Genomic DNA, 21,954 nt, shown 5'->3' with positions numbered 1-21,954 from the left:
GTTTTGGTCCACGGCATGGTGTCCTCCCTCGAATCTTTGCAAATCCGAAGGAATCACAAGCCGGCCAAAACCGCTCACCCTTTTTCGGTCAGGCTCTGAAGGAGCCCGCCTAAAAGCGGGCGTCTCGAAGGATGGCCCCAGGGGAAACACTCTCACATGCATAGTCCTGCGCCGAGCGGGTACGGCGGCGTGACAATTCGGCACCGCTTTGCCGTTTGGTGCTGCGATCCTTTTTGCTATGGTTCGGCAATCCACGAATTGAAGGAGCGACGAGGTGCCGGTCAAGAATTTGCGGACGTTGATTGGACTGGCAGGTGCTTTGACACTGGCCGCGCCGGCGACGGCTTCGGCCATCACTGCCGAGGTGGCGCGCGCATGCGATGCGGCGCTGGCCAAGGCCTTTCCGCCCAGACAAATCGGCAACCCTGCGGCGGGGAGCACCAAGGGAACGGCCAAGGATAAGCGCGAATACTTCCAAAAATGCGTCGCCAACAACGGCAAGGTCGACGACATGCCGGCGGACGCGCCAAAGGACAACAAGCCGGCCAAATAAGAACAAGGCGGCTACGGCTGGCGTCGGGGCGGCGGGCAGGGCGAGTAGAACGCGCCGTTCGTTGCATTGATGCGTTCGACGCATTGATTGGGATCAGTGACCGTTCCGGCCACCGTGAAGTCGTAGCCCATGCCCTTGATCACCACGACGTAGCGGCCGGGGGCGAGCGTAAAGCCGTCTTGCTCCGGTTGGAGCAATAGCATTCTCGGCTGGTCTTCGACCGGACCGACCTTGTAGGGGTAGGACATGCTGCGAATGACCCAGGAATCGCCGGCGCTGACCATGGCGGCTTTCCCCGTGGCATCGACGCCCATCGCCCGGGAGACTTTCGCGACCACCCGAACTTCGGTCCCGCTTGCGTCAACACCCCCGTCGGGCCTGAACACGATGAATTTGACGTCGCCGTCCGTCAATATGGTCGCGCTCGGCGTGTTGATGGCTGCCGAAATCGCGACGCGACGGTCCGGAATCTTTCCAGGCACCGGCTTGAGCTCATGCAGCTGGCCTTCGCTCAAGGCGTAAACGCCGAAGGTCGTCGGCAAGGGCATCGAGGGTTGCGCAGCTTGCGCCGGCTCCTTTGGGCTTTCCGGCCTCCGTTCACCGGTATCTCCCATTGAGGGAGTCGGGATGGCGGTCGGCTGAGTTTCCGAGCTTTTCGGGGTGCGCTCAGGCAGCAGCCGTGGCCAATAGGCAGCCGCGATCCCGGCGCCCGCAATGAGCAGGAGGATGGCGGTCAATCGAACGAGAGAGTTCAAGGCCGCGCGCCGTTTGGTTGCCTGAGCCGCGGGACGGCTTGGCGCCTCCGCAGCGTTCAAGGCGGCCGGTGAAGCCAAAGCCGGCGGCGTCGGAATGGGCGGAGGAACGGGGAGGTTGACTGGCGGAGAATTGGGCGCGGGCGCAGCGGCAGTCTTTGCCGGTGAGGACGTCGCGCTTTGCTCAAAGGACCGTTCGACCTCCCCGATGGCGCGTTCGAGGACTTGCTGGAGCGCTCGCGCTTCCTGCGCGTCGGCGTGGGTGAATTGTTCCAGGAGCTTGATACGGGCCAACTCGTAAACGACATCCCGCATCTGCCGGGGATCGTCGGAGATTTCGCGGATCCGGCCCGATAGCAGGCGGACAAATCCGGCCTTGATCTCGGTCGCCCCCGGGGCGTTGGCTGCAGTGTCGCCGGGCTCGGTCATCAAGGCTGATCAACTAACCCGGATAGGGCTGTTTCGCTAGGCCTTTTCATTCGCATGCCTGTGCGGCGGTGGATCGCGCTCATGATCCGGCCTGCAAAGGTCCTGCGCGATCGTCTCGAAGAGCTTGCTTTTGGGCAAAAACCTGTGACATTTCGCCGAGCTCATCTTTTCCGGTGTTTGACCATGCGCGGCGTTTTGACGGCAATCAGTTTCTTGGCCCTCCTGGTTCAGCCCGCTTCGGCGCAAGGGATCAAAGATCAGGCCAACACCACCAGTTCCAGCATCATCACAACGCCTACGAAAAAGGCGCAAACTACCCAAGCCGCGTCCCGGCCTACCGCGGTCCGAAATGTGACGGGGAGCCTTCCTGCCGGAAGGGCGGCCCAAGGCGTCTGGAGGGATGGCAAGCTGATTGCCGTGCCTCGGTAAAGGCAAGCAACCGTGAAGGAACGGTGTTCGCCTCCCTGACGTTCCTGCTCGGGAGATGTCGCACATGAAACGCTTAGTCTTGATCATATTCGCGCTTGTCGTGCCGGCCGCCGCCTGGGCCCAGGGCGTAAACGATCCGTCGACGCCCAATCGCAATGTGATCATTGTCAACCCACCGCAGCCGTCGCCCTCCACGGCGACGCGAAATATTCCGAGCCGAATCGAGCCCCCCATGACGAGCGGCTCTGCCCGGCCCTATTACGGGAACAGAACTCGGGGCAGCGAGTCGAGCAGGCGGTAATTGTGTTGGCGGCTCGGCTGGGGAGCGGAAAGCTCGCCCTGTGTTGTCCAGTTGGAGAGATTGAGCCTTAGCTCTTTCCAAAAGACCAAGAGGAAGCCTCACAGGCGCTCGGACCGGGTAAGAGGTTGTCCTCGTCGGCAGTAAGGGGCCGTTGGGAAGCGAGAAGCCGAATGCAGACAAAGGTGGCATTGAGGCCCAATCAGCGATACCGGCATTGCGGGCATGGCGACGCATTGGCCAGTTCCGGTCTCGTTCTCAGCTCTTGCCTTGCGGTGAGCGCCCTCCGATCAAATGATAGGTTCCTTCGATTAGTATCTATGCGCGGCTGCGGAGCTGTTTGAGCAGAATGTCACGCTCTTCAATCAGTTCGCGCAGGCGTTGAGTGTTGCCAGTTCGAGTTTCTTGCCACTCGATGCGGTCTGAGGCAGTCCACAGAAGAGACTCTCGCTCGAAGCGATATCTCTCCGACCTGTCTGCTTCTATGTACAAGTCGATTTCGCGGCAAATTCGGTCAAGCTGTTCTTCGAGTGTTCTTCCAGGCATCGGCCGGCCTTCGGCTGTCGCCTGTCAATGAGCATCCAAATGGAGCGTTACTGAGGCGTCGATCACAAGGGACTCACTCGCTCCAGGCCTGTGACACCGATTTGCTCGGCTGCTCTGAATGATCCCCTTTCTCAAAGGAAGGCGTCATAGCCGCTGTCGGGGATTCACCTCGCCTCCACTGTCGATATTCCTGCATGGTGACGGTTCTTGCCCGAGATCAGCAGGGTGAATTTGTCGGCGCCATTGCGCTTCCCTCATTGGCTTCCGGGCGTCATTTCGGCACCGGCGGGAAAGTTGCTGGACTTAAGCGTCATTCCGCTGACCCGGAAGCGGACATTTCCAAAGTCCGAAGTGGTGCTGCTGACTGGTCCGCACCTCGACATAGGTCAGCGTGATCAATCCTACGCTCGCGTAACCTGCGTGATGTCGATGTAGCTAGCGTCAGGAAAGAGCTTCTGGTCGAGGCCATAGAAGATCTTCTCGCGCTCCGACCATAGGACGAAGTGACCTCCGGCGCTGATCGACCGGTCCGCTTCATACTAGTATCGATGAGTTGCGGGTATTCGATCTGGCCTGCCGCCGGGCGTCCCGAACCACGTGCTGAAATCCCTGCGAACTAAAGTAGAAAGTCTGCCCGCGAACCGGCTTTCTTGCTACTCGCAAAGGTATAGACTGAAGAGCTGAAGATAACGAAATGGCCAATGGTCGTCCTTATCGTTCTGCCTGGAGTCATCAAGTTGCGAACAGGTCGGCGTGATCACGAGGGAAAATGGTTTGGGGCGCCGTCTCGGGCGGTCATAATTGTTGCCGGTGCGCTCGGTCTTGGTTTCGCCAGCCCCTCGTTGTGTCTCGCTCAGACCGAACCGGAGCCCTCGCTCAGCGACTATCTTCCACCAAGCGAGCCCGAAGTCTCGCGCGAGGAATGGCGGCAGCGGATCGAGGACGCACGGCGCCGGGCCACGGACGTCTCGCGCGAGCGGCGGGAGCATCCGGAGCTCTACAAGCCGATTCCGGAAGATCCGGACCTTGTCGCGACCGAACGTCTCTTCCGCGACGAGAGCCTGCAACGCGGCGACATCGTCGCGACCAAGAAGGGCATGTTCGTCTACCAGGGCCGATCCGACCAACCGCGCCGCGATCAGGATTTTGTGCCGGTCAACCCGAAATCGGTGCGCTGAGAATTTCGCTGCAGCCCAAGGAGCGATGGCGACGAAGCTCATACAGGTTCAGTATCGCCGCATAATCTCGTTGAATTTGGGATCGGTCACTTTCGTGGTCTCCAGCAGCAGCGACTTGCCTTGCCGCGTTGCCTGCACATAGGCCGCGATCAGCAGTGGCTCGTAACGAGAGCGATTGGCCAGAGCCGACCGGATGTCGGATTGCGCCAGCAGCTTGATCTCTTCATCGGTCGCGGCCGCGCTCGACGTGACAATCTGGACGCGAGAGAAGGCAACGTCGATCGGCACCGAACCGGTCAAGTAGGACATTTTCACTGCGGGCGTTACCGCCTCGCCGGCCTGTGCCTGCAGCGTGCCGAGCGTGAGCCACAGCGCAGGCCTGATCGGTGAGACTTTCAAGGCGGCTACGACCGCGCCTTGAGCTGCCTTGTTTTCGCTGGCCCGCCCGCCCGCTTCGGTTGACGGACGGTGAAGAACGTCAGCGGCCGTCGCTGCCGCGTAATTCGCCAGCAGGTCGCCATCCCATGAAAAAGATGCCAGGCTGCCGGCGGCCGCCAGCTTGGCCTTGTCGGGCGGGATCTCGCCCGAGAACAAATCGCTGGCGCGAAAGTTCGGCCGTATGAGATCGCCGTAGAACGCCATGCCGGCGTGAAGCGCCAGCGCGGTTGCGGTGCAGATGCCGACGACGCGAAGCAGGATGATGCGGTTCATGATGGAATTGACGAGCCGGTGAGGGCGAGCGAACGAGAGGACCGAGGTCCAGCCAGAGCCTAAATTGCGAGCAGACTATCGCCTTGGATCGTTAGCAGCGTCAAGTTTCCGGTCGCGTAGGCGCCGGTGTCGATGTTGATGCGGTTCGGACGGATATCGGGCGCGCCGACCGGCGTATGACCGTGGACGATATATTTGCCGAAGCGGTCTTCGCAGTTCAGGAATTCGTCGCGGATCCAGAGCAGGTCCTCGTCCTTCTGACGATCGAGCGCGACGCCCGGCTTGACGCCGGCATGGACGAAAAAGAAGTCGCCGCAGGTGAAGGACGAGCGCAATTGCTGGAGGAAGGTCAAATGCTCCGGCGGGAGCGCGCGTTTCAGTCGCTCGATCAGTTCGACCTGCTGCTCCGCGGACGGATTCATGGTCGGCGTGATGCCGTAGGAAACCAGCGTCAAGAGGCCGCCATAGTGGCGCCACTCCTGCAAGCGGGCGGGATCCTTGAGCACCTCGAGCAGGAAGACTTCGTGATTGCCCTTCAGACAAACTGTCTCGTGAGATTTCGAGCGCGCGATCAACAGATCAAGAACGCCGCGTGAATCCGGGCCGCGGTCGACATAGTCGCCGAGAAAGACCTGAATGGCGCGTTGGGGGGCCGAGCGGGCAAGGTCGGCATCGATGACAGTTAACAGCGATTGAAGCAAATCGGCGCGGCCGTGCACATCGCCGATCGCATAGACGCGAACGCCATCGGGAAGCCGAGGCTTGGTCTTCTTTCGAAAGCGTGAGGAAAGGTCCATCAGGTCGGTCGAATCGCATCCAGCGTCACGAGCGGAACGTCGTGACCGCTCTTAGCAGAACAAGCCACACATCGGTATTCTTAATTGTTTCCGACCGATTGGGCCGCATTTTGATTAAAGGATCGTGCGGCCTTTGAGCCGTATTTCAAGACATCTCGCGTAGCGTCTCCTCAACAAGAACGGGGAGCGCGACATGCGCAAAGTGGTAAAGTTCCTGGCGGTTCTGGCCGCAATCGTGGTTGCTGCCGGGGTGCAGCAGAAAGCGGAAGCGGCTTTCGTCGGCGCGCCCTTGGGGTTGCGCGGTGCCATCCAGTACATCAAGTTCGACCAGCCCACGCTGGCGCCGATGGCATTCACCATGTTCTGCCTGAAGTACAAGGATGAATGCAAGCCGCGGCCGCAGCAGATCGTGTTCAGGGGCGGTCGCTTGAAGCTCACGGCCGAGCGCATGGCGCAAATGCAAGAGGTCAACCAGCGGGTCAATAGCGCGATCCGTCCCGAGGCCAATCTGGAAGGGCTGCGCGGCGAGAAGTGGTTATTGCATCCGACCAGCGGCGACTGCAACGACTACGCTGTGACAAAACGCCATGATTTGATCGCCAAGGGCTTCCCGGCGCGCGCGGTGCTGTTGAGCGAGGTCGTGACCACCTGGGGCGAGCATCACCTCGTGGTCGTGGTGCGCACCTTCTCAGGCGATCTCGTGCTGGACAATCTTTCCGGCCACATCATGCCCTGGTCAAAGAAGCCCTATCGCTGGGTCCGCATTCAGTCGCCCAAGAACCCGAACTACTGGGCCTCTCTCGGCGATCGCGCCGTCTGACCACCCCGCGTTCTATCGTGATGAGGATTGGCTGACGCTCTGCGACAGGCCTAGTCCCACGATCACTGAAAGACACAGGATTGCCGCCGGGCGCAGCAATCCGGGACCCGCAAAGCTCTGGACCAGCGCAAAGAGAACACAGGCGGCAGCCGCCGCGGGAAAGAACGAGTCGCGTCCGCGCTGCAAGGCGCCGAAGAACAGGCGGACGAAAGCGATCAGGCTCACCGCCATCATGGCGGTCAGGCCGATCCATCCCATCCCCGCAAAGACGGCCATGGCCGCCGAGGGTGCGGCCAAAAAAGCTCCGGCGTCGCTCTGATAGATCCTGCCCACTGCCGCAAAGGTCCCGGCGCCGGCGCCGAACCAGCGTGTATCGGCCAACATGCGCTCGAGCGCGGCCTTCGTCTCGGTCGCCATCTCCGGAACGATCCGCAGGAGGATTGGTCCGGGGCTCTTCTCGAAGAGGAAGGTCAGGACGATCGCCGCGCCGATCAGGGCTGCCAGCGACAATGCGCTCGCGGCCAATGGTGACAGGTACAGTCTGCGGATAACGAGGATCAGCAGGATCAGCACAACGCCAAAGGCCGCTGCGATCGCGCTGTTCGTTTCCGCCAAGCCAAAGAGCGCGGCTGCGCTGGCCAGGGCCCCGACAAGGCCGCACAGGCCGATCGCGACCGAGCGAAGGACCGAGTGACGGGTTTCGGCCCGTTCAGCCGCGAGCTGCATGACCGCCAGATTGAGCATGAGACCGAGGCCCGCCAAAGTCATCGTGAGGTCATGGGGCACGGCTGCAGCAAGCGCCGGCGAGAGCCGATGCAGATCCAAAATCAAGGCGGCGACCGCCGTTACTCCGCTTAGCACAAAGAGAACCAGTTCGGCACGGCTGCGGCTACGGACCACCGGGATGGTGACGCCGAGCAACGAGATCGCCGCACCGCCAACACCAGCGAATTCACCGTCAAGCCGACATCGGCGGTGACGGGCCCGAGCGACCGGCCACCCAGGACGTCGTGAGCGCTGGCCCAGATCGGGTGCGCCCAGCCCAGCGGAAGCGGGGCGAGTTGAGCCGCGATGCACAGCGGAATGGCGATCAGGATCCAGCGGCCCCAGGAGGTCGCGCGAACATAGTGCTCATAGTCGGCCTTTCGCGTGCTCGAGGCAGCTGCCAGCAAGCTTAGCGCTGCGGCCATCGTCCCGAGCTGCGCACCGAACTTGGCGCCGGTGATTTCGAGAGCGGAAGCGGAAACGATGGAAACGATGAGGGCAAAATAAGCGAGGGACAAACGGCGCGCTCGAAGGGAATCCTGAAACGGTCAGGCCACCATACTAGCGGGCGGTGGGTTTTCAAACAGAGGCCTGCTTCGGACGAACACCTAAGACATGACCGATCGCGCGCGCGGCTTCGTCTCAGCGATGATTGGCGCGATCAGCGGGTGGCCTTGACCGGGCGAGCGAAGACGCGGCCGGCGCGAGCGGCAGCAAGGCCAAAGCGAGCCCCCGAACCAAAGAGATAGCCGCCCTGCAGGGCGATCGCTGCGATCACCGCGCCTTTCAGGCTCTCGATCACGCTGAGATCGAGCATCAAGCCGACCGGGACGGCGGCGAGCATCAGGACGAAGCTCAACGGCAGCAGCACCAAGACTCGAAAGCGTTGGCCCAGCACGGCACCAACGAGAAAGCTGAAAATCAAAAACGCGGTCATCCGAAACACTCTCCGTGCTCCGGACCCTAGGTTTTCCCCCTAAAAAGACCCTTAAGTTGTAAGGCTAAATTTGGCCTATTGGCTGCAATTTGCCAGCAGGGAATGATACGCCTCCCGCAGCCCATTGAGAGCCACCGTACCTTTGATCTCGCTGTCGCCTTCCCGCACGACCACGGACAGCGAGGGCGTCGTCTGCCATTTCCCGGTGGCAAAGGAGGGGACCTCGCCAGGCAACAGCACGGCGGCCCCGCGGCGGCCATGTTGGCGTCAAGGTCAGGGTGCAACCGCCGCTCGCGGCAATGGTCACCTCGGGGTGGCTCCGGGGCGGGAAGGGCCGGATCAAGGCCACCAGCACGTCGATCTTGCCCTTCGGCGCACACCGGACGGTCAAGCCGGCGAAGTCCGGATCGACTGGATCGTGTCCGCGGTCTTCATGATCGCGGCGAAGCTCTCGCCGTCCTTCGCTCCTTGTGTCCGGGTGAATTTCCAGACGGAAGCAGGGGCAGGGGTGGCCACCGCAACAACCGGTGCGCCGTGGCAGGAGAGCCCCACGCTGCCAGGACATGGGGCGGCAGTGCCCCGTGGGCGATCGGCGGCGCCAAGGAGGGAACCCTGCCAAACAGCGGGATCAGAAGAAGACCGGACATGGGGATTCCTCCTCTCAATGGCCCAGCCTTAGCAGACCGCCGCGAGGTCAAGAAGCCTTACGCTCGACACATCGAGCCCTCGACTTGGGCGGTTTGCTCGCCGACGGGCACACGAAATACAACAAATAGTCACAAAGGGTTAAACCAAGCCCCAAAGAGTGTCCCGCACGCAACACTAGCCGACCGATCGCTCCGTTAACCACCCGGAGCCCTTGTCGCACCGCCCCCTAGGCCGTACCAATTTATGTCACTTGGGGACTCGGGCGCGATTCATGTCATCTATTGCCAAGACTTATGTATTGAAGCCGGCATTTCTGGCGGCCGCTCTAGCGCTGGGGGCGTGTTCGACCAATCCCGGCTCCGGTCCGCTGACGGACGACGTTAACAACAAGATCCAGACTGAAAACGCGCCGGCTTACGAGTTGGTGCCACTCAATCCGGCCACGGTGAAGATCCTGCACACCCATGAGCCCAAGGGACTCGCGGGCGCCTTCACGGACAAGCGGCCGCCGGCCAGCATCGTGTTCGGCGTCGGCGACATCGTCAGCGTTACCATCTTCGAAGCCGCTGCAGGCGGTCTGTTCATCCCGGCGGAAGCCGGCGTCCGTCCGGGTAACTTCGTAACGATTCCTGATCAATCCGTCGACAATGACGGGTTCATTACCGTGCCTTATGCCGGCCAGGTCAAGGCGGCCGGCCTTACGGCGGTGCAAATCCAGCGGGCTATCGTGGAGAAGATCTCCAATCGCGCGATCGAGCCGCAGGTTGTCGTCGCGATGTCGTCGCAGCGTACCCAGCTCATCAGCGTGCTGGGTGAAGTCAACACGCCCGTCCGTTTTCCGGCGAGCGCGGCGGGTGCGAAGGATCGCGTGCTTGACGCGATCACCCGCGCCGGCGGCATCAGGGGCCAGGGCTTCGAGACCTGGGTCATGCTGGAGCGCGGCGGACGCCGGGCGACCGTGCCGTTCGAGAATCTCGTGATGGCGCCTGAGAACAATATCTATGTTCGGCCCGACGACAGCATCTATGTCTATCGCGAGCAGCAGAAGTTCCTGGCGTTCGGTGCCAGCGGCCAGAGCGGGGAGTTCAACTTCGATGCCTGGCGCATCAACCTCGGCGAAGCCGTCGGCAAGGCCGGTGGTCTTTTGGATGGCCAAGCCGATCCGGCTGCCGTGTATCTCTATCGCCGCGAGCCGCGCGAGGTTGCAGCTCAGCTCGGCATCGATGTCAGCAAGTACACGTCAGAGACGGTCCCGGTCATCTTCAACGTGAACTTCCGCGATCCCGGTGGCTTCTTCCTCGCCACCAAGGTCATGATGAAGAATGGCGACATCATCTACGTCTCGAACTCGCGCAACGTCGAAGTTGCCAAGTTCCTGAACTACCTGCGCGTGATCATGGCGACCGGCAATGATGCCGTGAATCTCTCGAACAATGCGCTGATCTTCCGCAACAACGTCAAGTTGGCGCCGTAAGACGCCGACTTGATCGACCAAAGCGATGGCACCGGGGCCTTGTCCCGGTGCCATTTCGTTTAGCAATCGAAGCGGTTCTGCTGCGGCTACGAGTTCGGGATTTGGATCAAGGCGCCACTGAGCGCGGCGCGCCGATAGGTCACCCCGCAGTGTTGCAGGGGGTTTCATGCGCTTTCGAGCATTCTGGCATCTTCTGGCTCTCGTCGCTGCTGCCGTCGGGCTTGCACCGGTCGGGAAGGTCCTTGCTGCAGGGGAGCTCGGCGTTCGCCATCGCATCGACGTGATGGTCTCCGCCGAACCTGATGCGCCGATGTTGTCGCGCCTTCGCGGGGCTAAGGGGGAGCTTTCGTTCACTGTCCGGCTGTCGGCGAACTCCAAGGAGAGCAGGTTCTTCGGGATGCTGCGCCCGTCGTTCCCGGATATCGTTGTCCCAGACAGCTCGCGCAAACCGCTGGTCCAGCAGACCAAGCTATGGGAGGAGGAGGTCTGCCATCAGCGGCGGGGCCTGCCCAAGGTCACCGTGACCCAGCTCGGCGGCCATTTTGGTGAAGGGGAGGGACGGATCGAGATTTCCGCCGTCAGCCGGCATATAGGCGTCCCGGTCCCGCCCGATGAATTAACCCCTGGAATAAAACTCGATCCGGGGCGTGACAATCTTGGGCTATTCTACGCCTTTCGGGCGCAGAGCCGGAATAGCCGCCTCAACGTTGATGTGAAGATCTATCCGATCGATTGTTTCCTCTAAAGCTAGCAAAGCTTTCCCAGAACGATGCGCCTTTGGCCTCCCGTCGGAAAGCGGGTCGGATACCGCAGGGCGAGTGAGGGAGACGTCGTGTTTGATGCGATGATGGCGCAGCTCGGGCTTCCCCGAAGCCAGATCACCAAGGTGCCCGACCGCGATAGCTTCGAGGCTCTGAGGGCCGGAGAGGTGGATGCGATCATCACCGCAATCGACAAGCAACCCGATCCCTCCAGTGCGACTTTCGTGAAGCTGAATGTCATCAAGCCGCAAGACTACGGCATCCATGTCCCAGGCCAGGTCTACTTCGCGAGCAATGATCTCGTCCATGACCAGCCGTCCGTGATCGCCGACGCCCTTCAGGGTCTCATTCGAGGATGGCAATTTGCCTATGCGGACTATGCACGGAGCGTGCCCGTTCTCGCCGGCGCCGGCCCGGCCAGGCTGAGCCCTCAGCGGCTGAAATTCGAGCTGCAGCAGCAGCGGCCGTTGGTGTTGCCGACGGGCGGTCGTATTGGCGATTACGACGAAAGCCGCTGGCGGACGCTCCGGGATATTCTCATTTTCGCCAAGCTCGGCGAGGAAGACGTGCCACTGGCTCAGACGGTCAACTACCAGTTCCTTCGGGATGTGTACCGCCGTTCACCCGACCTCGCTGCCCCGGGTGCCTGGAGCGAGGAAAAGTAGGACCAAGAAGCCACACCTGTGCGCCATATCGACCCAAACGGCCTTGGGCCACCGTGGCATCGGTTGCATTTCTACCGATGGCCTTGGTAAAGTTCGGTTCACTATTTGGGCTAGTCGCGGAGTGGTTTACGACCCGTGAAGTCGGTTGGCGGGGTCTGGCGGGCGCGGGGCGGGGATCAAATCCGTAGGGGCGAGGAGCTTTTTGGGATGTTTAAGACGTTGATGCGAGCAGGTCTTTTGGCCGCGATTGTTTCCCTCGGCGCAGCGAGCGGAGCAAGCGCCGCGATGCAGATGCCCGCACCGGCAGCCCTGCTCACGGGCGATAGCCAGGCGACGCCTGTTACGTTCTGGGCGCAGCCGTACCCATACCGCTATGTGCCGGTGCGCCGTTGCCCCTTGGTGCGGGTCGAGACGCCTTATGGCTGGTACATGGACCGCGTTTGCGCGCCTGTCGGTCCTGTCCTACGTCGGGCATATTGAGCTTGGGCTGAAGGAGCGGCGGCCGCCGTTTCTTTCAAAGATTTAAAGGCAGCCGCACAGCTCATGTGGCTGCCTTGCTCATTTTTGTTTCGGAGAGTGCTGCTCTTTTGTGCGCGCAGCGCAGGTTCACCATGAATATCTTTGTCGGGCCGGGATAGGCTTTCGCATGGTGAAGATTGTGTTACCTGACGGCGGGGCTGCATCGGCAGCGTGATTGCGTAAGGCGGCGGTGGCTGGATCTCCTGAGAGTGGTGATCCGGCCAATCGACCGCTGCTAGAGGATACGATGACAGGGGCTTCAACCTACGATCTTACGGGCAAACGTGTCTTTGTCGCGGGTTACCGCGGCATGGTCGGATCAGCTTCGTCCGAAGGCTTGCATCAGAGAATTGTACCCTGCTGGTTGCCCATCGGCGTGAGCTGGACCTCACGAAAGAAGAGCCCACGCTCAGATGGCTCGAGGCCAATCGTCCCGACGTTGTGGTGCACGCCGCTGCAAAGGTCGGCGGTATCGCAGCCAACAACAGTTTCCCGGTCGACTTTCTCTGCGACAATCTTGCCGTGGAGTTGAACGTCATCCGCGCAAGTCACACGGTTGGCGTGCAGCGCCTGTTGTTCCTCGGCTCATCCTGTATCTATCCCAAGCACGCCAAGCAGCCGATCGCCGAAAGCGAATTGCTGACGGGACCGCTTGAGCCGACCAACGAGTGGTATGCGATCGCCAAGATTGCCGGCCTCAAGATGTGCCAGGCATATCGTCGGCAGTATGGCGATGATTTCATCTCGGTGATGCCGACCAATCTCTACGGCCGCGGCGACAATTATCATCCGGACCATAGTCACGTCCCTGCAGCGCTGATCCGGCGCTTCCACGAAGCCAAGATCGCCAATGCGCCAAGCGTCTCCGTATGGGGCACCGGTACGCCACTTCGCGAGTTTCTCAACGTCGATGATTTCGCCGATGCCTGCGTTTCCTTCTGAAGAATTATTCGAGCGACCTGCCGATAAACGTCGGTAGTGGTGATGAGTTATCGATCGCAGACTTTGCGGCGGCCGTAGCGGAAGTCGTGGGCTATCGAGGCAAGCTCGCGTTCGATACCTCCAAGCCTGACGGAACGCCCCGCAAGCTGCTGGATAGTTCGAGAATTCGAGAGCTTGGTTGGCGACCGAACGTCGCTTTGCAGGCCGGTCTCGCGGCCGCATACGCAGATTTCTTGGAAGGCTACGGACGTCATCTGGAAGTCAGCGCAACGCGCTGAGTAGACTACTTAGACTACAACAAAGCTTTTTATTCTGAACTTTGACTTGGGCGGGGCTTAATGCGTGTTCTCTTGGTCGGCATCAACTATGCCCCAGATCTGATCGGCGTGGCGAAATACAACGCCGAACTCTGCGAAAGTTTGGCTGCCGAAGGTCATGAAGTCAAAGTCATTACGGCGCCTCCCTATTATCCGGCCTGGAAGATCCCCCCGGCGTTCAACTCGTCGTACTTCAGATCGAGAGATGTCAACGGCGTTCGAGTAACACGTGCGCCGATTTACGTGCCCGGACATCCCTCCGGCGCTAGTTTAAACGGCTGGTCCCTCACGGTTCGTTCGCGCTCACGAGCGCGGGGCCGGTCCTCTTCGAGGCGCTATGCTGGCGACCAGACGTTATGATCGCTGTCGCGCCATCGCTGATGTCGGCTGCCTTCGTCTCGTTCGTCGCTCGTCGCGTCGGTGCCAAATCATGGCTTCATGTGCAGGACTTCGAGGTGGACGCGGCCTATGATCTTGGTCTCCTGCGCAACCATTCACTACGCAAGTGGATGTTGAGAACGGAAGCTGCAATCCTCAAATCCTTCGATCGCGTCTCAACTATTTCTGAGGCGATGCTGCTGCGCCTGGTAATCAAGGGGCTAGCGCCCAACAAAGCGCTTGAGGTCAGAAACTGGATTGATACCAGCGCGGTCTGCCCCGGATCACGAATGACAAAATACCGCCGGCAGCTAAACCTTGGCGAGGGCGATATTATTGCGCTCTACTCTGGAACGATGTCGAATAAGCAGGGGCTCGATCTCGTAATAGAGGCTGCGGTCAGCTTGGAGCAAAGCCATCCAAATGTTCACTTTATTCTCACCGGCGAGGGGCCGCACAAAGCGAGACTCGAGCAGATGGGCGCCGGACATTCCAACGTCCATTTTTTTGGACTTCAGCCCAACGAGAGCTTCAACGAATTGATGGCGACGGCCGATTTTCATCTCATTCCGCAGAAGGCCGAGGCGGCCGATCTGGTGTTGCCCTCGAAACTTGGTGCGATCTTCGCGTCCGCGCGGCCGGTCATAGCGATGGCCGAAGAAGGTACGGGGCTGGCGGCGGAAGTGACCGGCGCCGGTCTCGTGATTCCGCCGGGAGATTTGTCCGCTCTGGAAGTTGCGGTCTGCCAGCTCAGTGAGTCGCCCGCACTCCGCCGGCGTTACGGCGATGAAGGACGAAAGCGCGCCCTCGAGCGATGGGATCGGCGGACCATCGTTCGGCGGTGGGCGGAAGCATTGCAGGCGAGCCCAACTCAACTGGGAAAGAGGAAAGCGGCTCGGCAGGCGCTAACGACAACGTTGCATTGCCGGTGGAGGATGCGGTTCCTGTGCCATGAGGGGCCCTGGCCTCAACCAGCTGCGCTGCGATAGCTTTGTCGACCGAGACTAGCCTGAAGTAAGCGCCGCGATGAGCGCTCATACCCGAATCTCGCTCGCTGCGATGCTTGACCGACAGGATCTTCCTCAGAGGGCGGCTGTTAGTTCTGCGGCGAGACGATCCATAAGCACTAGTGTGAAATCGACTGTGAGATGGTTCGCGTCTCTATAGACAACGACGCCGTCGCGAATGGCCGGACATACCAAGCCTGTGCAGATCGACGATGTTAGGTCGATCATGCGCGCGTGGTTGACAGACGAGACGGCACGTTGCTCTGCTTCGAACACTTCGTTGCTTGTAGTGAGCGAAAGACTGCGACTGCAGGTGCTAAATGGTAAGCGCCGCCATTCCGCCCGAGCAAGACAATTGCCGACCGGGTGGTAAGGAGTGGGATTGTCGCGGATCACAATGAGCTTGGCGTTGACCGGTTCGAGTTCCTTGAGCGCTCCAAATAATCCACGCTCCCAGGTCTCAATGCTCACTGCGTGAGGTCCCAGATTGGTGAATGGTCCCTTGACGTTTCCGCTCGAAAACTGCGCCAACAGTATCGCGTCCGGGCTATCTTGAGTTTTTATCATCGCGATTGCCTGCTCGCGCCAGCTCGCGCACTGGGGCGAAAGCCGACGAAGTCGCAAACTGTAGACCTCGGAAACGGGAATATCAGCGATAGGACAGGAGGCCCTAAGATAAGTGATAAGCCGCCATCCTCTCTGTTCGGCAATGGCTGTAAGCGCGGTCGTCCATTGATCGGCGTGAGAATCTCCCAACAGCACAATTGTCTTTGTATAGTTGGATGGGCCGAACACGCAGCGGATGGGACTTTGTGTGGTGAACCCAGCCAGACAACCACTCTCGCTCGCAAGTGAATACTTGGAGGTTGAGGCAACTATCTTCGCTTGCGCGGCATTCGTGACGTACTGCGCAATGGCGAACGAAAGGATGCCGGCAACTGTGGCGGTTAACGTAACGGCACCGCCTATGGCAATTGATCGTACAGATCGTTGTGCCAGCCAGTGACTAGCTCTGATGGGGTATTCGAGCCAGGCGAGGCTGAGCGAGGAGAGAACGACTGTCATCACGAAGAAAAGGCAATGGGCCAGTGCAGTACCGCCAACAACTACCGTACCAAGAACTGCAATCGGCCAATGCCAGAGGTAAATGGCGTAGGACCGGGCACCGAAGAACTGAAACGGATGCGTCCTGAGCAAAGCCGACGGTCCAGCAGGATTGTTCCCCGTGAGCAGCAGCAGTGCCGTAGCTGCCACCGGAACAACGGCAACGACTCCCGGGAACGCCATGAAGCCGTCGATAACAAAGAATGACAGGATGAGAAGTGCGAATGACAACCATCCAACGATTGAACTCGAGCCTGGCTGCTTTGCCCAGCGCTCGAAGGGTCTTGTTGCGATCAGAGCTCCTGCTCCAAACTCCCACGCCCGAGGGGGCGCGAGATAGAACGCCCAAGCTTGCTTGCCGTAGGTCAGGTAGATGCAGCCAGCGAACGATCCGAACACTACGATCAGCAAAGCTAGCAGGATGATCTTTTGGCTGGAACGACCGACAATGAGGACAAACGCGGGCCAGACCAAGTAAAATTGTTCCTCGACTGAAAGCGACCACGTATGAAGGAAGGGATTGAGCGAACTTTCGGGGGCGAAATAGTTCATGGATTGGCGGAGGAGCCAAACATTGGCGGCATACAGCGCTGAAGCTACGGCCGACTTGGCCATCTCCTTCTGCTCAAACGGCGCCAACACGAAGTATCCAATCATCAAGGTCGCTAGCGTGACCGCCAAGGCGGCAGGCAAGAGTCTCTTAGCCCTGCGACCATAGAAGCTAAGCAAATCGACTTTCCCGGTCGCGGCTATCTCCCGAAGCAGAAGTTGCGTGATCAGGAAGCCGGATATGACGAAGAACACGTCTACACCGACAAATCCGCCGGTTAAGCCCGGAACTCCGTAATGAAAGGCGACCACCGATAGAACTGCGATCGCCCTCAGCCCCTCGACATCAGCTCTGAAATGGGTCGCCGCTCGCGATACGGGCTGCATGTCTATTGCTGTGCACATTGCATCTAGAAACGCGCGAACAATCAGTACCACGCATTTCGTTCCGGAGTTTGTCCGTTTTCGGCTGTTCGTGGGGCGGCGGCGAGGCAGGGGCTAGTGTCGGCGGATGCGCGAAGGAGAAGTCGGGCCTGACCCGCCAGGCGCGGAGAAGTAATCAGCAGATAATATCCGCTCGGACCAAAGCCGGCAGGTTGGCGTCATGACCTCAGCCTCAGACGCGTTCGAACAATGTCGAAGTAGGCGCTACCAGATGCACGTTTCGCAAACCGGTCCTCGCGTCTCACCTGAAAGCCAAAAGCTTTCAGATACGAGCGTATTTGATCAACGGTCGCACAATTCCGGTATGACTCGAAGTCCGCCGCTTCGGCCTTGATGAATCTGAATTGCCGCAAGATTTCTTGCGCACCCCGCAGAACCAGCAACTCCGAGCCCTGGGTGTCCAACACGAGAGCATTGTATTGCCCGGGATCGACCTGCCACATTTCAAGAGCCGTTTTCAACGTCGAAGAACGAATCGTTATGTCGCGGACGAAGTGCACATCCGGCCAAATGTCCTTGTGGTCATGCAAATCAAGAATGGACGATGACAGGCCATCATTGTTGGAGACATGGAAAGTATAGGGCTTGCCATCAGTATCGGCGATCAACGCGTTGATTGCCCGCTGGTCAGGCAGCGAACGGATGTTTTGTCGAAGCATTTCAAATTGCTCCGGGACAGGTTCTATCCACGCCACCTTGAGCTTGTGTCAGGCATAGAGGTCATTTGCCCCGACATGAATCACGCCGGAACATAATTCAAGATAGGAGTCGGGATCGCCGTAAAGGCGGCGGGAAATGTAGCGGCGCAATCGGCCGGCAAAGCGTAGCGGCGCCGTGAGCATAATGAGTTCGCCTGTGCTTGTCGCCTGAACAGCCCACCCGGCCATTTGACCTCCACATGAGGGGAGGTCAACCCGCTCTGTGCTAAGCACGCCAGTGTTCCGTTGGAAACAATGGCGGCAAAGCGGCGACGCATTCAACGAAGTACGCGATGTTGCCCACGTGCTTCAAAGTCGGTGAAAGATCAATTGAAGAAAGAAGGAAGGCCTTTTCCGGCAGTATTGCCGCGATAGAGCCCGCGTCATTGCAGCGCGCGAAGTTGAGAGGGCGATCTGCGAGCCGAGGTCGTGTACCACAAATGTTGCAGTGCGGAACTCGATCGCACAGGTCAAATTTTTGCTGCAAACTCCAATGAGTGACGGGCTTGACGTTATGCGCCGACATGGCGCAGCCTTGGTTGTCCGGAGGGTTGGGTGTTCGATATGGCATTACGGTGCGCAGTTCTTCAAGGAGCAGTCAGGCGGGTCTTTCAAACCTGCGTCGGTGATCGTCCCACTGGTACTTCGAATTTTCAAAGTCAATTCGGTCGTTGACGTCGGCTGCGGTGTCGGCGCCTGGCTGAACGAATTCGCTACGAACGGTGTGAGCGATTATCTCGGAATTGACGGCGACTATGTGCCTCGTGATCAACTCAAAATTCCGTCGGAAAGGTTCAAATCCATGGACCTTCGATCCATCACCGAAATTCGATTTGGCGTATTCGTTAGAGGTGGCCGAGCATTTGCCCGAGAGTAGCGCGAACGAGTTCGTTTCCGCGCTCGTGGCCGCTGCACCAATCGTACTGTTCTCTGCTGCAGTCAAAGGGCAAGGCGGCAGAAACCACCTGAAGGAGCAGTGGCCATCCTACTGGGCAGAACGTTTCAGCGGCCATGGTTACAGCGCCTTCGATTGCGTCCGACCGCAAATATATGACGACAGCCGAATTCGGCCCTGGTATCGACAGAACCTTCTCGTTTTTTGTCGCGGCGATTGTTGCCCCGAAGGTTATTCGTCGCTAACCAACCCCTTCGATCTGGATCGCGTCTTGCCCGACTACTTTGAGTATAAGCTCCAGGAAGTCACCGAAGGCAAGAGTGCGGCGATAGCGGCAAGACATCTCCTTGGAAACCTTGGGGTCTTGGCAAGAGCAGCGAGACGTCGGTCCGGTCTCTAACGCCTCATGCCCCACTGCCGGTGGAAGATGCGGTTCGCTTGCCTAAAGAGGGATGACACCGCGATGACGTCGCTTGGGCAAAAGCAGCCAACAGTAAGCGCCGCGAGAGCGCTTACTTGCTTCTCATCAATCGCGATGACGACCTACCGACAGGCTATTCGTGTCGCGCGAAGTAGCGGAAGCCGTGCTGCTTGATCAGTTCGTCCCGCTTCGCCGATTCAACATCTTCCTTCATCATCTCCCCAACCAGGCTCTCGAATGAAGTTTTTGGCTCCCAGCCGAGCTTCTGTTTTGCCTTGGTGGGGTCACCTAGAAGGGTGGCGACTTCGGTCGGGCGGAAATACCGTGGATCCACAGAGACAATGCACTTCCCAGTTTTGGTATCGTATCCCTTTTCGTCCACTCCCGTGCCTTCCCAGCGGATACGCATTCCAACTTCGCTGGCTGCCACGTCCACGAATTCTCTCACCGAGTGCTGCACGCCGGTGGCGATGACGAAATCGTCCGCGTCTCCTGCTGCAGCATCAGCCACTGCATTTCCACATAGTCGCGGGCGTGGCCCCAGTCGCGCAGCGCATCGAGGTTTCCGAGGTATAAGCGTTCCTGCAATCCCAAATGGAGTCGCGCTAGCGCCCTGGTTATTTTGCGGGTCACGAACGTCTCGCCCCGGACGGGAGACTCGTGATTGAACAGGATGCCGTTGCAAGCATACATCCCATAGGCTTCGCGATAGTTCACTGTAATCCAGTAGGCGTAAAGTTTAGCAACCGCGTACGGTGAGCGCGGATAGAAAGGCGTGGTTTCTTTCTGAGGGATCTCCTGGACCAACCCATAGAGTTCGGACGTCGAGGCCTGGTAGAAGCGCGCCTTCTTCTCCAAGCCGATGATCCGCATAGCTTCGAGAATCCGCAGAGTGCCCAGGCCGTCGGAGTTGGCCGTGTATTCGGGTTCCTCAAATGAAACGGCCACATGGCTCTGGGCAGCGAGATTGTAGATCTCGTCTGGCTGCACCTGGCCGACAATCCTGATGAGGCTGGAGGAGTCCGTCAGGTCGCCGTAGTGGAGCCGAAACGGCGGGTCGGGCTCGTGCGGATCGAGATAGAGGTGGTCGATGCGATCGGTGTTGAACAGCGAGGTTCGCCGCTTGATGCCGTGGACTTCATAGCCTTTCGCAAGAAGCCATTCAGCGAGATAGGCGCCGTCCTGCCCCGTAACGCCCGTGATTAGTGCTCGCTTTTTTTGGTCATGCAAATCTCGTCTAATTTGGCAGATGTTCTTACCCAAAAGCTTGCCTCGTTGCTAGCGAACGCTCAGCAATCTTGGGCTGTTTACCTGCTAATGTTAACGGCCCGAGGAGGATGGCTTTGGGTCGGGGCTTGGCCCCAAGCGGCCACACATCTTCGGCGACTGAGAGCGCAACCCGCAAACGCAGCCGCTGAGATCGAGAGCCGAGCCCCGCCATTAAAACGCCGCAAGCGTGCGCACCCAGCGCCGGGGAGCCCGATCCGACTCTGTGCGCACAAGAACGTACTTGTCCAAGGCTTCGTTCAGTTCGATGACGATCGTGCTCAGATTGTCGAGAACGAAGACACTCCTTCCTTCTCGTGCAAGCAGGACAAGATGATGTTCTCCGCTTGCGCGGATGATCACCTCCGCGAGAAGAAGCGATGAACTTGGCCAGCCGGCGCGAAGCAGCAAATGGCGTTTTGTGACGGCATAGTCGCTGCAGTTTCCATCAAAAGGAAAGATCTGCCAGTCGTGATCAAGCTGACTGGCCACCTGTTTCTTTGGCACAATGACGGTCGAGTTGATTTGGTTGAGCTCCCGCCAGCGCTGCCCTCGAGATTGGAAGTTCGTTATCCGTCGGTCGGGTTGTTCCTGAGATTCTTCAGGATACTGGATGCAGATCAGCGGGAAGGAAAGGGGAGGCACGACCTCCAGGGTCTCGATACTTGAATGGGCTGGTTGGGTGCAAACGCAATACATCGTAGCCAGCATGCGGACAGCTTGTCTGATCATCGCGTCGGCCTGCAGCCAGTTATATGAGCGCTTCTATCTTGCGCTGCCGAAGCGAAAACGCCATGACAAACGTGAGGCAATCGATGCCTAAATGTGAAGCGTCGCTGTTTCGCAGATGGATATAGGCTCGCGGATTGAGCTGACTCCAGTACACAGCGAGATTCAGAGCGTCTAGCTTTGCTTCCCTTGCATGCAGGCCACTACGAAAGACCGCATGTTGTTACCGCCTTTGGCGTTCTCCATTCCGGAACCAAAGCCGCGTTCTTTTGCAAGCTGCCTGCATTTTTCGAGTTTTGCTTGGTTTGGCGCGGCCTTGGGTGCGGTGCCTTGCTGCGCTTGAGCGGCCGTTACACTCATTATGAAAGCGACAGCGACAATCAATTTAACCATCAGAATCCCCTTAGTTTAAATATTAATCAAGCAAAGTAAATCCATTTAAACTGAGCTGCTGCCGGTTTGATGGACACCAGGATTAGGTGTTTCATGAAGCCGGAGGTGGGCGATGAAGAGACGGAAGTTCAGTCGCGAGTTCAAGGTCGAGGCGGTCAAGCTGGTCAGGGAACGTGGGGTATCGGTGGCGCAAGCCGGTCGCGACCTGGACGTTCATGAGAACGTTCTGCGCAAATGGGTGAAAGAGTTCGGCTCCGATCCGGTGCAGGCCTTTCCCGGCCAGGGGCAGATGAAACCGGAGCAGCAGGAGATCGAGCGGTTGCGCCGTGAGGTCGCCAAGTTGAAGGCTGAGCGGGATATCCTAAAAAACTGTCCAGCGTTGTGGCGCGCCTGCGCGGGGTAGAAACAGCCTTGTGCTATCTTCTTGGCTAGGAGGGTAGCGGCCGTCAGCTTATTGGAGGCAGAATCCCCGTTAAAAAACGTGGTCCATGGGTGCATGCGGACTTGGGAGTGGCGACGCTGCTCCGGC

At 59.3% G+C, this 21,954-nt stretch carries 20 protein-coding genes and 3 pseudogenes; 12 read left to right on the top strand and 11 right to left on the bottom strand.

The window, feature by feature from the left end:
• Window positions 1–274 precede the first annotated feature (274 nt).
• Window positions 275–553, top strand: a complete 279-nt coding sequence (locus IVA91_RS24515; RefSeq protein ID WP_247277336.1) for a hypothetical protein — start codon at window positions 275–277, stop codon at window positions 551–553.
• A gap of 11 nt (window positions 554–564) precedes the next feature.
• On the opposite strand, the gene IVA91_RS24510 is transcribed toward IVA91_RS24515, so the two are convergent.
• Window positions 565–1,101 carry a hypothetical protein gene (locus tag IVA91_RS24510; protein WP_247277335.1) on the bottom strand — a complete coding sequence of 179 codons (537 nt, stop codon included), beginning with the start codon at window positions 1,099–1,101 and terminating at the stop codon, window positions 565–567.
• 384 nt (window positions 1,102–1,485) lie between these two features.
• Here IVA91_RS24510 and IVA91_RS24505 point away from each other — a divergent pair, with 384 nt between their 5' ends.
• Window positions 1,486–1,662, top strand: a complete 177-nt coding sequence (locus tag IVA91_RS24505) for a hypothetical protein (protein WP_247277334.1) — start codon at window positions 1,486–1,488, stop codon at window positions 1,660–1,662.
• 2,187 nt (window positions 1,663–3,849) lie between these two features.
• The gene (locus IVA91_RS24500; RefSeq protein WP_247277333.1) at window positions 3,850–4,185 is read left to right on the top strand and encodes a hypothetical protein; all 336 of its coding nucleotides are present in this window, start codon (window positions 3,850–3,852) and stop codon (window positions 4,183–4,185) included.
• 48 nt (window positions 4,186–4,233) lie between these two features.
• On the opposite strand, the gene IVA91_RS24495 is transcribed toward IVA91_RS24500, so the two are convergent.
• Both IVA91_RS24495 and IVA91_RS24490 read right to left on the bottom strand, forming a co-directional pair.
• A complete protein-coding gene (locus IVA91_RS24495) occupies window positions 4,234–4,827 on the bottom strand; it encodes a hypothetical protein (RefSeq protein WP_247450376.1) in 594 nt (197 codons plus the stop codon).
• Window positions 4,828–4,955: 128 nt separating this feature from the next.
• The gene (locus IVA91_RS24490) at window positions 4,956–5,693 is read right to left on the bottom strand and encodes a metallophosphoesterase family protein (RefSeq protein ID WP_247450378.1); all 738 of its coding nucleotides are present in this window, start codon (window positions 5,691–5,693) and stop codon (window positions 4,956–4,958) included.
• A gap of 193 nt (window positions 5,694–5,886) precedes the next feature.
• Between IVA91_RS24490 and IVA91_RS24485 the strand changes: the two genes are divergently transcribed.
• The gene (locus IVA91_RS24485) at window positions 5,887–6,513 is read left to right on the top strand and encodes a transglutaminase-like cysteine peptidase (RefSeq protein WP_247277329.1); all 627 of its coding nucleotides are present in this window, start codon (window positions 5,887–5,889) and stop codon (window positions 6,511–6,513) included.
• A gap of 12 nt (window positions 6,514–6,525) precedes the next feature.
• Here the strand turns inward: IVA91_RS24485 and IVA91_RS24480 are convergent, their stop codons facing one another.
• Complete coding sequence (locus IVA91_RS24480; RefSeq protein WP_247277328.1) at window positions 6,526–7,434, bottom strand: hypothetical protein; 909 nt, start codon at window positions 7,432–7,434, stop codon at window positions 6,526–6,528.
• Between the two features lie 505 nt (window positions 7,435–7,939).
• Window positions 7,940–8,215, bottom strand: a complete 276-nt coding sequence (locus IVA91_RS24475; RefSeq protein WP_247277327.1) for a hypothetical protein — start codon at window positions 8,213–8,215, stop codon at window positions 7,940–7,942.
• Between the two features lie 919 nt (window positions 8,216–9,134).
• Here IVA91_RS24475 and IVA91_RS24470 point away from each other — a divergent pair.
• The 6 genes and pseudogenes from IVA91_RS24470 (at window position 9,135) to IVA91_RS24450 (ending at window position 14,908) form a co-directional block, all read left to right on the top strand.
• Window positions 9,135–10,337 carry a polysaccharide biosynthesis/export family protein gene (locus IVA91_RS24470; protein WP_247277326.1) on the top strand — a complete coding sequence of 401 codons (1,203 nt, stop codon included), beginning with the start codon at window positions 9,135–9,137 and terminating at the stop codon, window positions 10,335–10,337.
• Between the two features lie 166 nt (window positions 10,338–10,503).
• Entirely contained in the window at window positions 10,504–11,082 is a 579-nt protein-coding gene (locus IVA91_RS24465) for a hypothetical protein (protein ID WP_247459386.1), read from the top strand.
• Window positions 11,083–11,106: 24 nt separating this feature from the next.
• Complete coding sequence (locus IVA91_RS24460) at window positions 11,107–11,763, top strand: ABC transporter substrate-binding protein (RefSeq protein ID WP_256464603.1); 657 nt, start codon at window positions 11,107–11,109, stop codon at window positions 11,761–11,763.
• A 766-nt stretch (window positions 11,764–12,529) separates the two neighbouring features.
• Window positions 12,530–13,502: pseudogene (locus tag IVA91_RS24455) on the top strand (GDP-L-fucose synthase).
• 60 nt (window positions 13,503–13,562) lie between these two features.
• Complete coding sequence (locus IVA91_RS36680; RefSeq protein WP_253075151.1) at window positions 13,563–13,901, top strand: glycosyltransferase; 339 nt, start codon at window positions 13,563–13,565, stop codon at window positions 13,899–13,901.
• A complete protein-coding gene (locus IVA91_RS24450; protein WP_253075152.1) occupies window positions 13,820–14,908 on the top strand; it encodes a WcaI family glycosyltransferase in 1,089 nt (362 codons plus the stop codon). Before IVA91_RS36680 ends, IVA91_RS24450 begins: the two co-directional genes overlap by 82 nt.
• Window positions 14,909–15,001: 93 nt before the next feature.
• Here IVA91_RS24450 and IVA91_RS24445 read toward each other — a convergent pair whose 3' ends face one another.
• The 3 genes from IVA91_RS24445 to IVA91_RS24435 form a co-directional block, all read right to left on the bottom strand.
• Window positions 15,002–17,017: an acyltransferase family protein gene (locus IVA91_RS24445; protein ID WP_247277323.1), complete on the bottom strand. Its 2,016-nt coding sequence runs from the start codon at window positions 17,015–17,017 to the stop codon at window positions 15,002–15,004.
• 164 nt (window positions 17,018–17,181) lie between these two features.
• A complete protein-coding gene (locus IVA91_RS24440; protein ID WP_346015529.1) occupies window positions 17,182–17,718 on the bottom strand; it encodes an FkbM family methyltransferase in 537 nt (178 codons plus the stop codon).
• A gap of 12 nt (window positions 17,719–17,730) precedes the next feature.
• Window positions 17,731–17,910, bottom strand: a complete 180-nt coding sequence (locus IVA91_RS24435; protein WP_247277321.1) for a hypothetical protein — start codon at window positions 17,908–17,910, stop codon at window positions 17,731–17,733.
• A 304-nt stretch (window positions 17,911–18,214) separates the two neighbouring features.
• Here IVA91_RS24435 and IVA91_RS24430 point away from each other — a divergent pair, with 304 nt between their 5' ends.
• A complete protein-coding gene (locus tag IVA91_RS24430) occupies window positions 18,215–18,598 on the top strand; it encodes a methyltransferase domain-containing protein (protein ID WP_247277320.1) in 384 nt (127 codons plus the stop codon).
• Window positions 18,599–19,170: 572 nt separating this feature from the next.
• On the opposite strand, the pseudogene gmd reads toward IVA91_RS24430, so the two are convergent.
• From gmd to IVA91_RS24415, 3 genes and pseudogenes are all read right to left on the bottom strand, one after another.
• Window positions 19,171–20,267, bottom strand: a pseudogene (gmd, locus tag IVA91_RS24425) (GDP-mannose 4,6-dehydratase).
• A gap of 210 nt (window positions 20,268–20,477) precedes the next feature.
• Window positions 20,478–21,035 carry a transglutaminase-like cysteine peptidase gene (locus IVA91_RS24420; protein WP_247277319.1) on the bottom strand — a complete coding sequence of 186 codons (558 nt, stop codon included), beginning with the start codon at window positions 21,033–21,035 and terminating at the stop codon, window positions 20,478–20,480.
• 171 nt (window positions 21,036–21,206) lie between these two features.
• Window positions 21,207–21,425 (bottom strand): hypothetical protein, encoded by a 219-nt coding sequence (locus tag IVA91_RS24415; RefSeq protein ID WP_247277318.1) that lies wholly within the window; start codon window positions 21,423–21,425, stop codon window positions 21,207–21,209.
• Between the two features lie 112 nt (window positions 21,426–21,537).
• Between IVA91_RS24415 and IVA91_RS24410 the strand changes: the two are divergent.
• A pseudogene (locus IVA91_RS24410) lies at window positions 21,538–21,792 on the top strand (transposase); the annotation flags it as partial.
• Window positions 21,793–21,954 lie beyond the last annotated feature (162 nt).

The organism is Bradyrhizobium sp. 153, assembly GCF_023073835.1.
Classification (GTDB): domain Bacteria; phylum Pseudomonadota; class Alphaproteobacteria; order Rhizobiales; family Xanthobacteraceae; genus Bradyrhizobium.
This window is presented reverse-complemented; position numbering and strand designations above follow the sequence as displayed.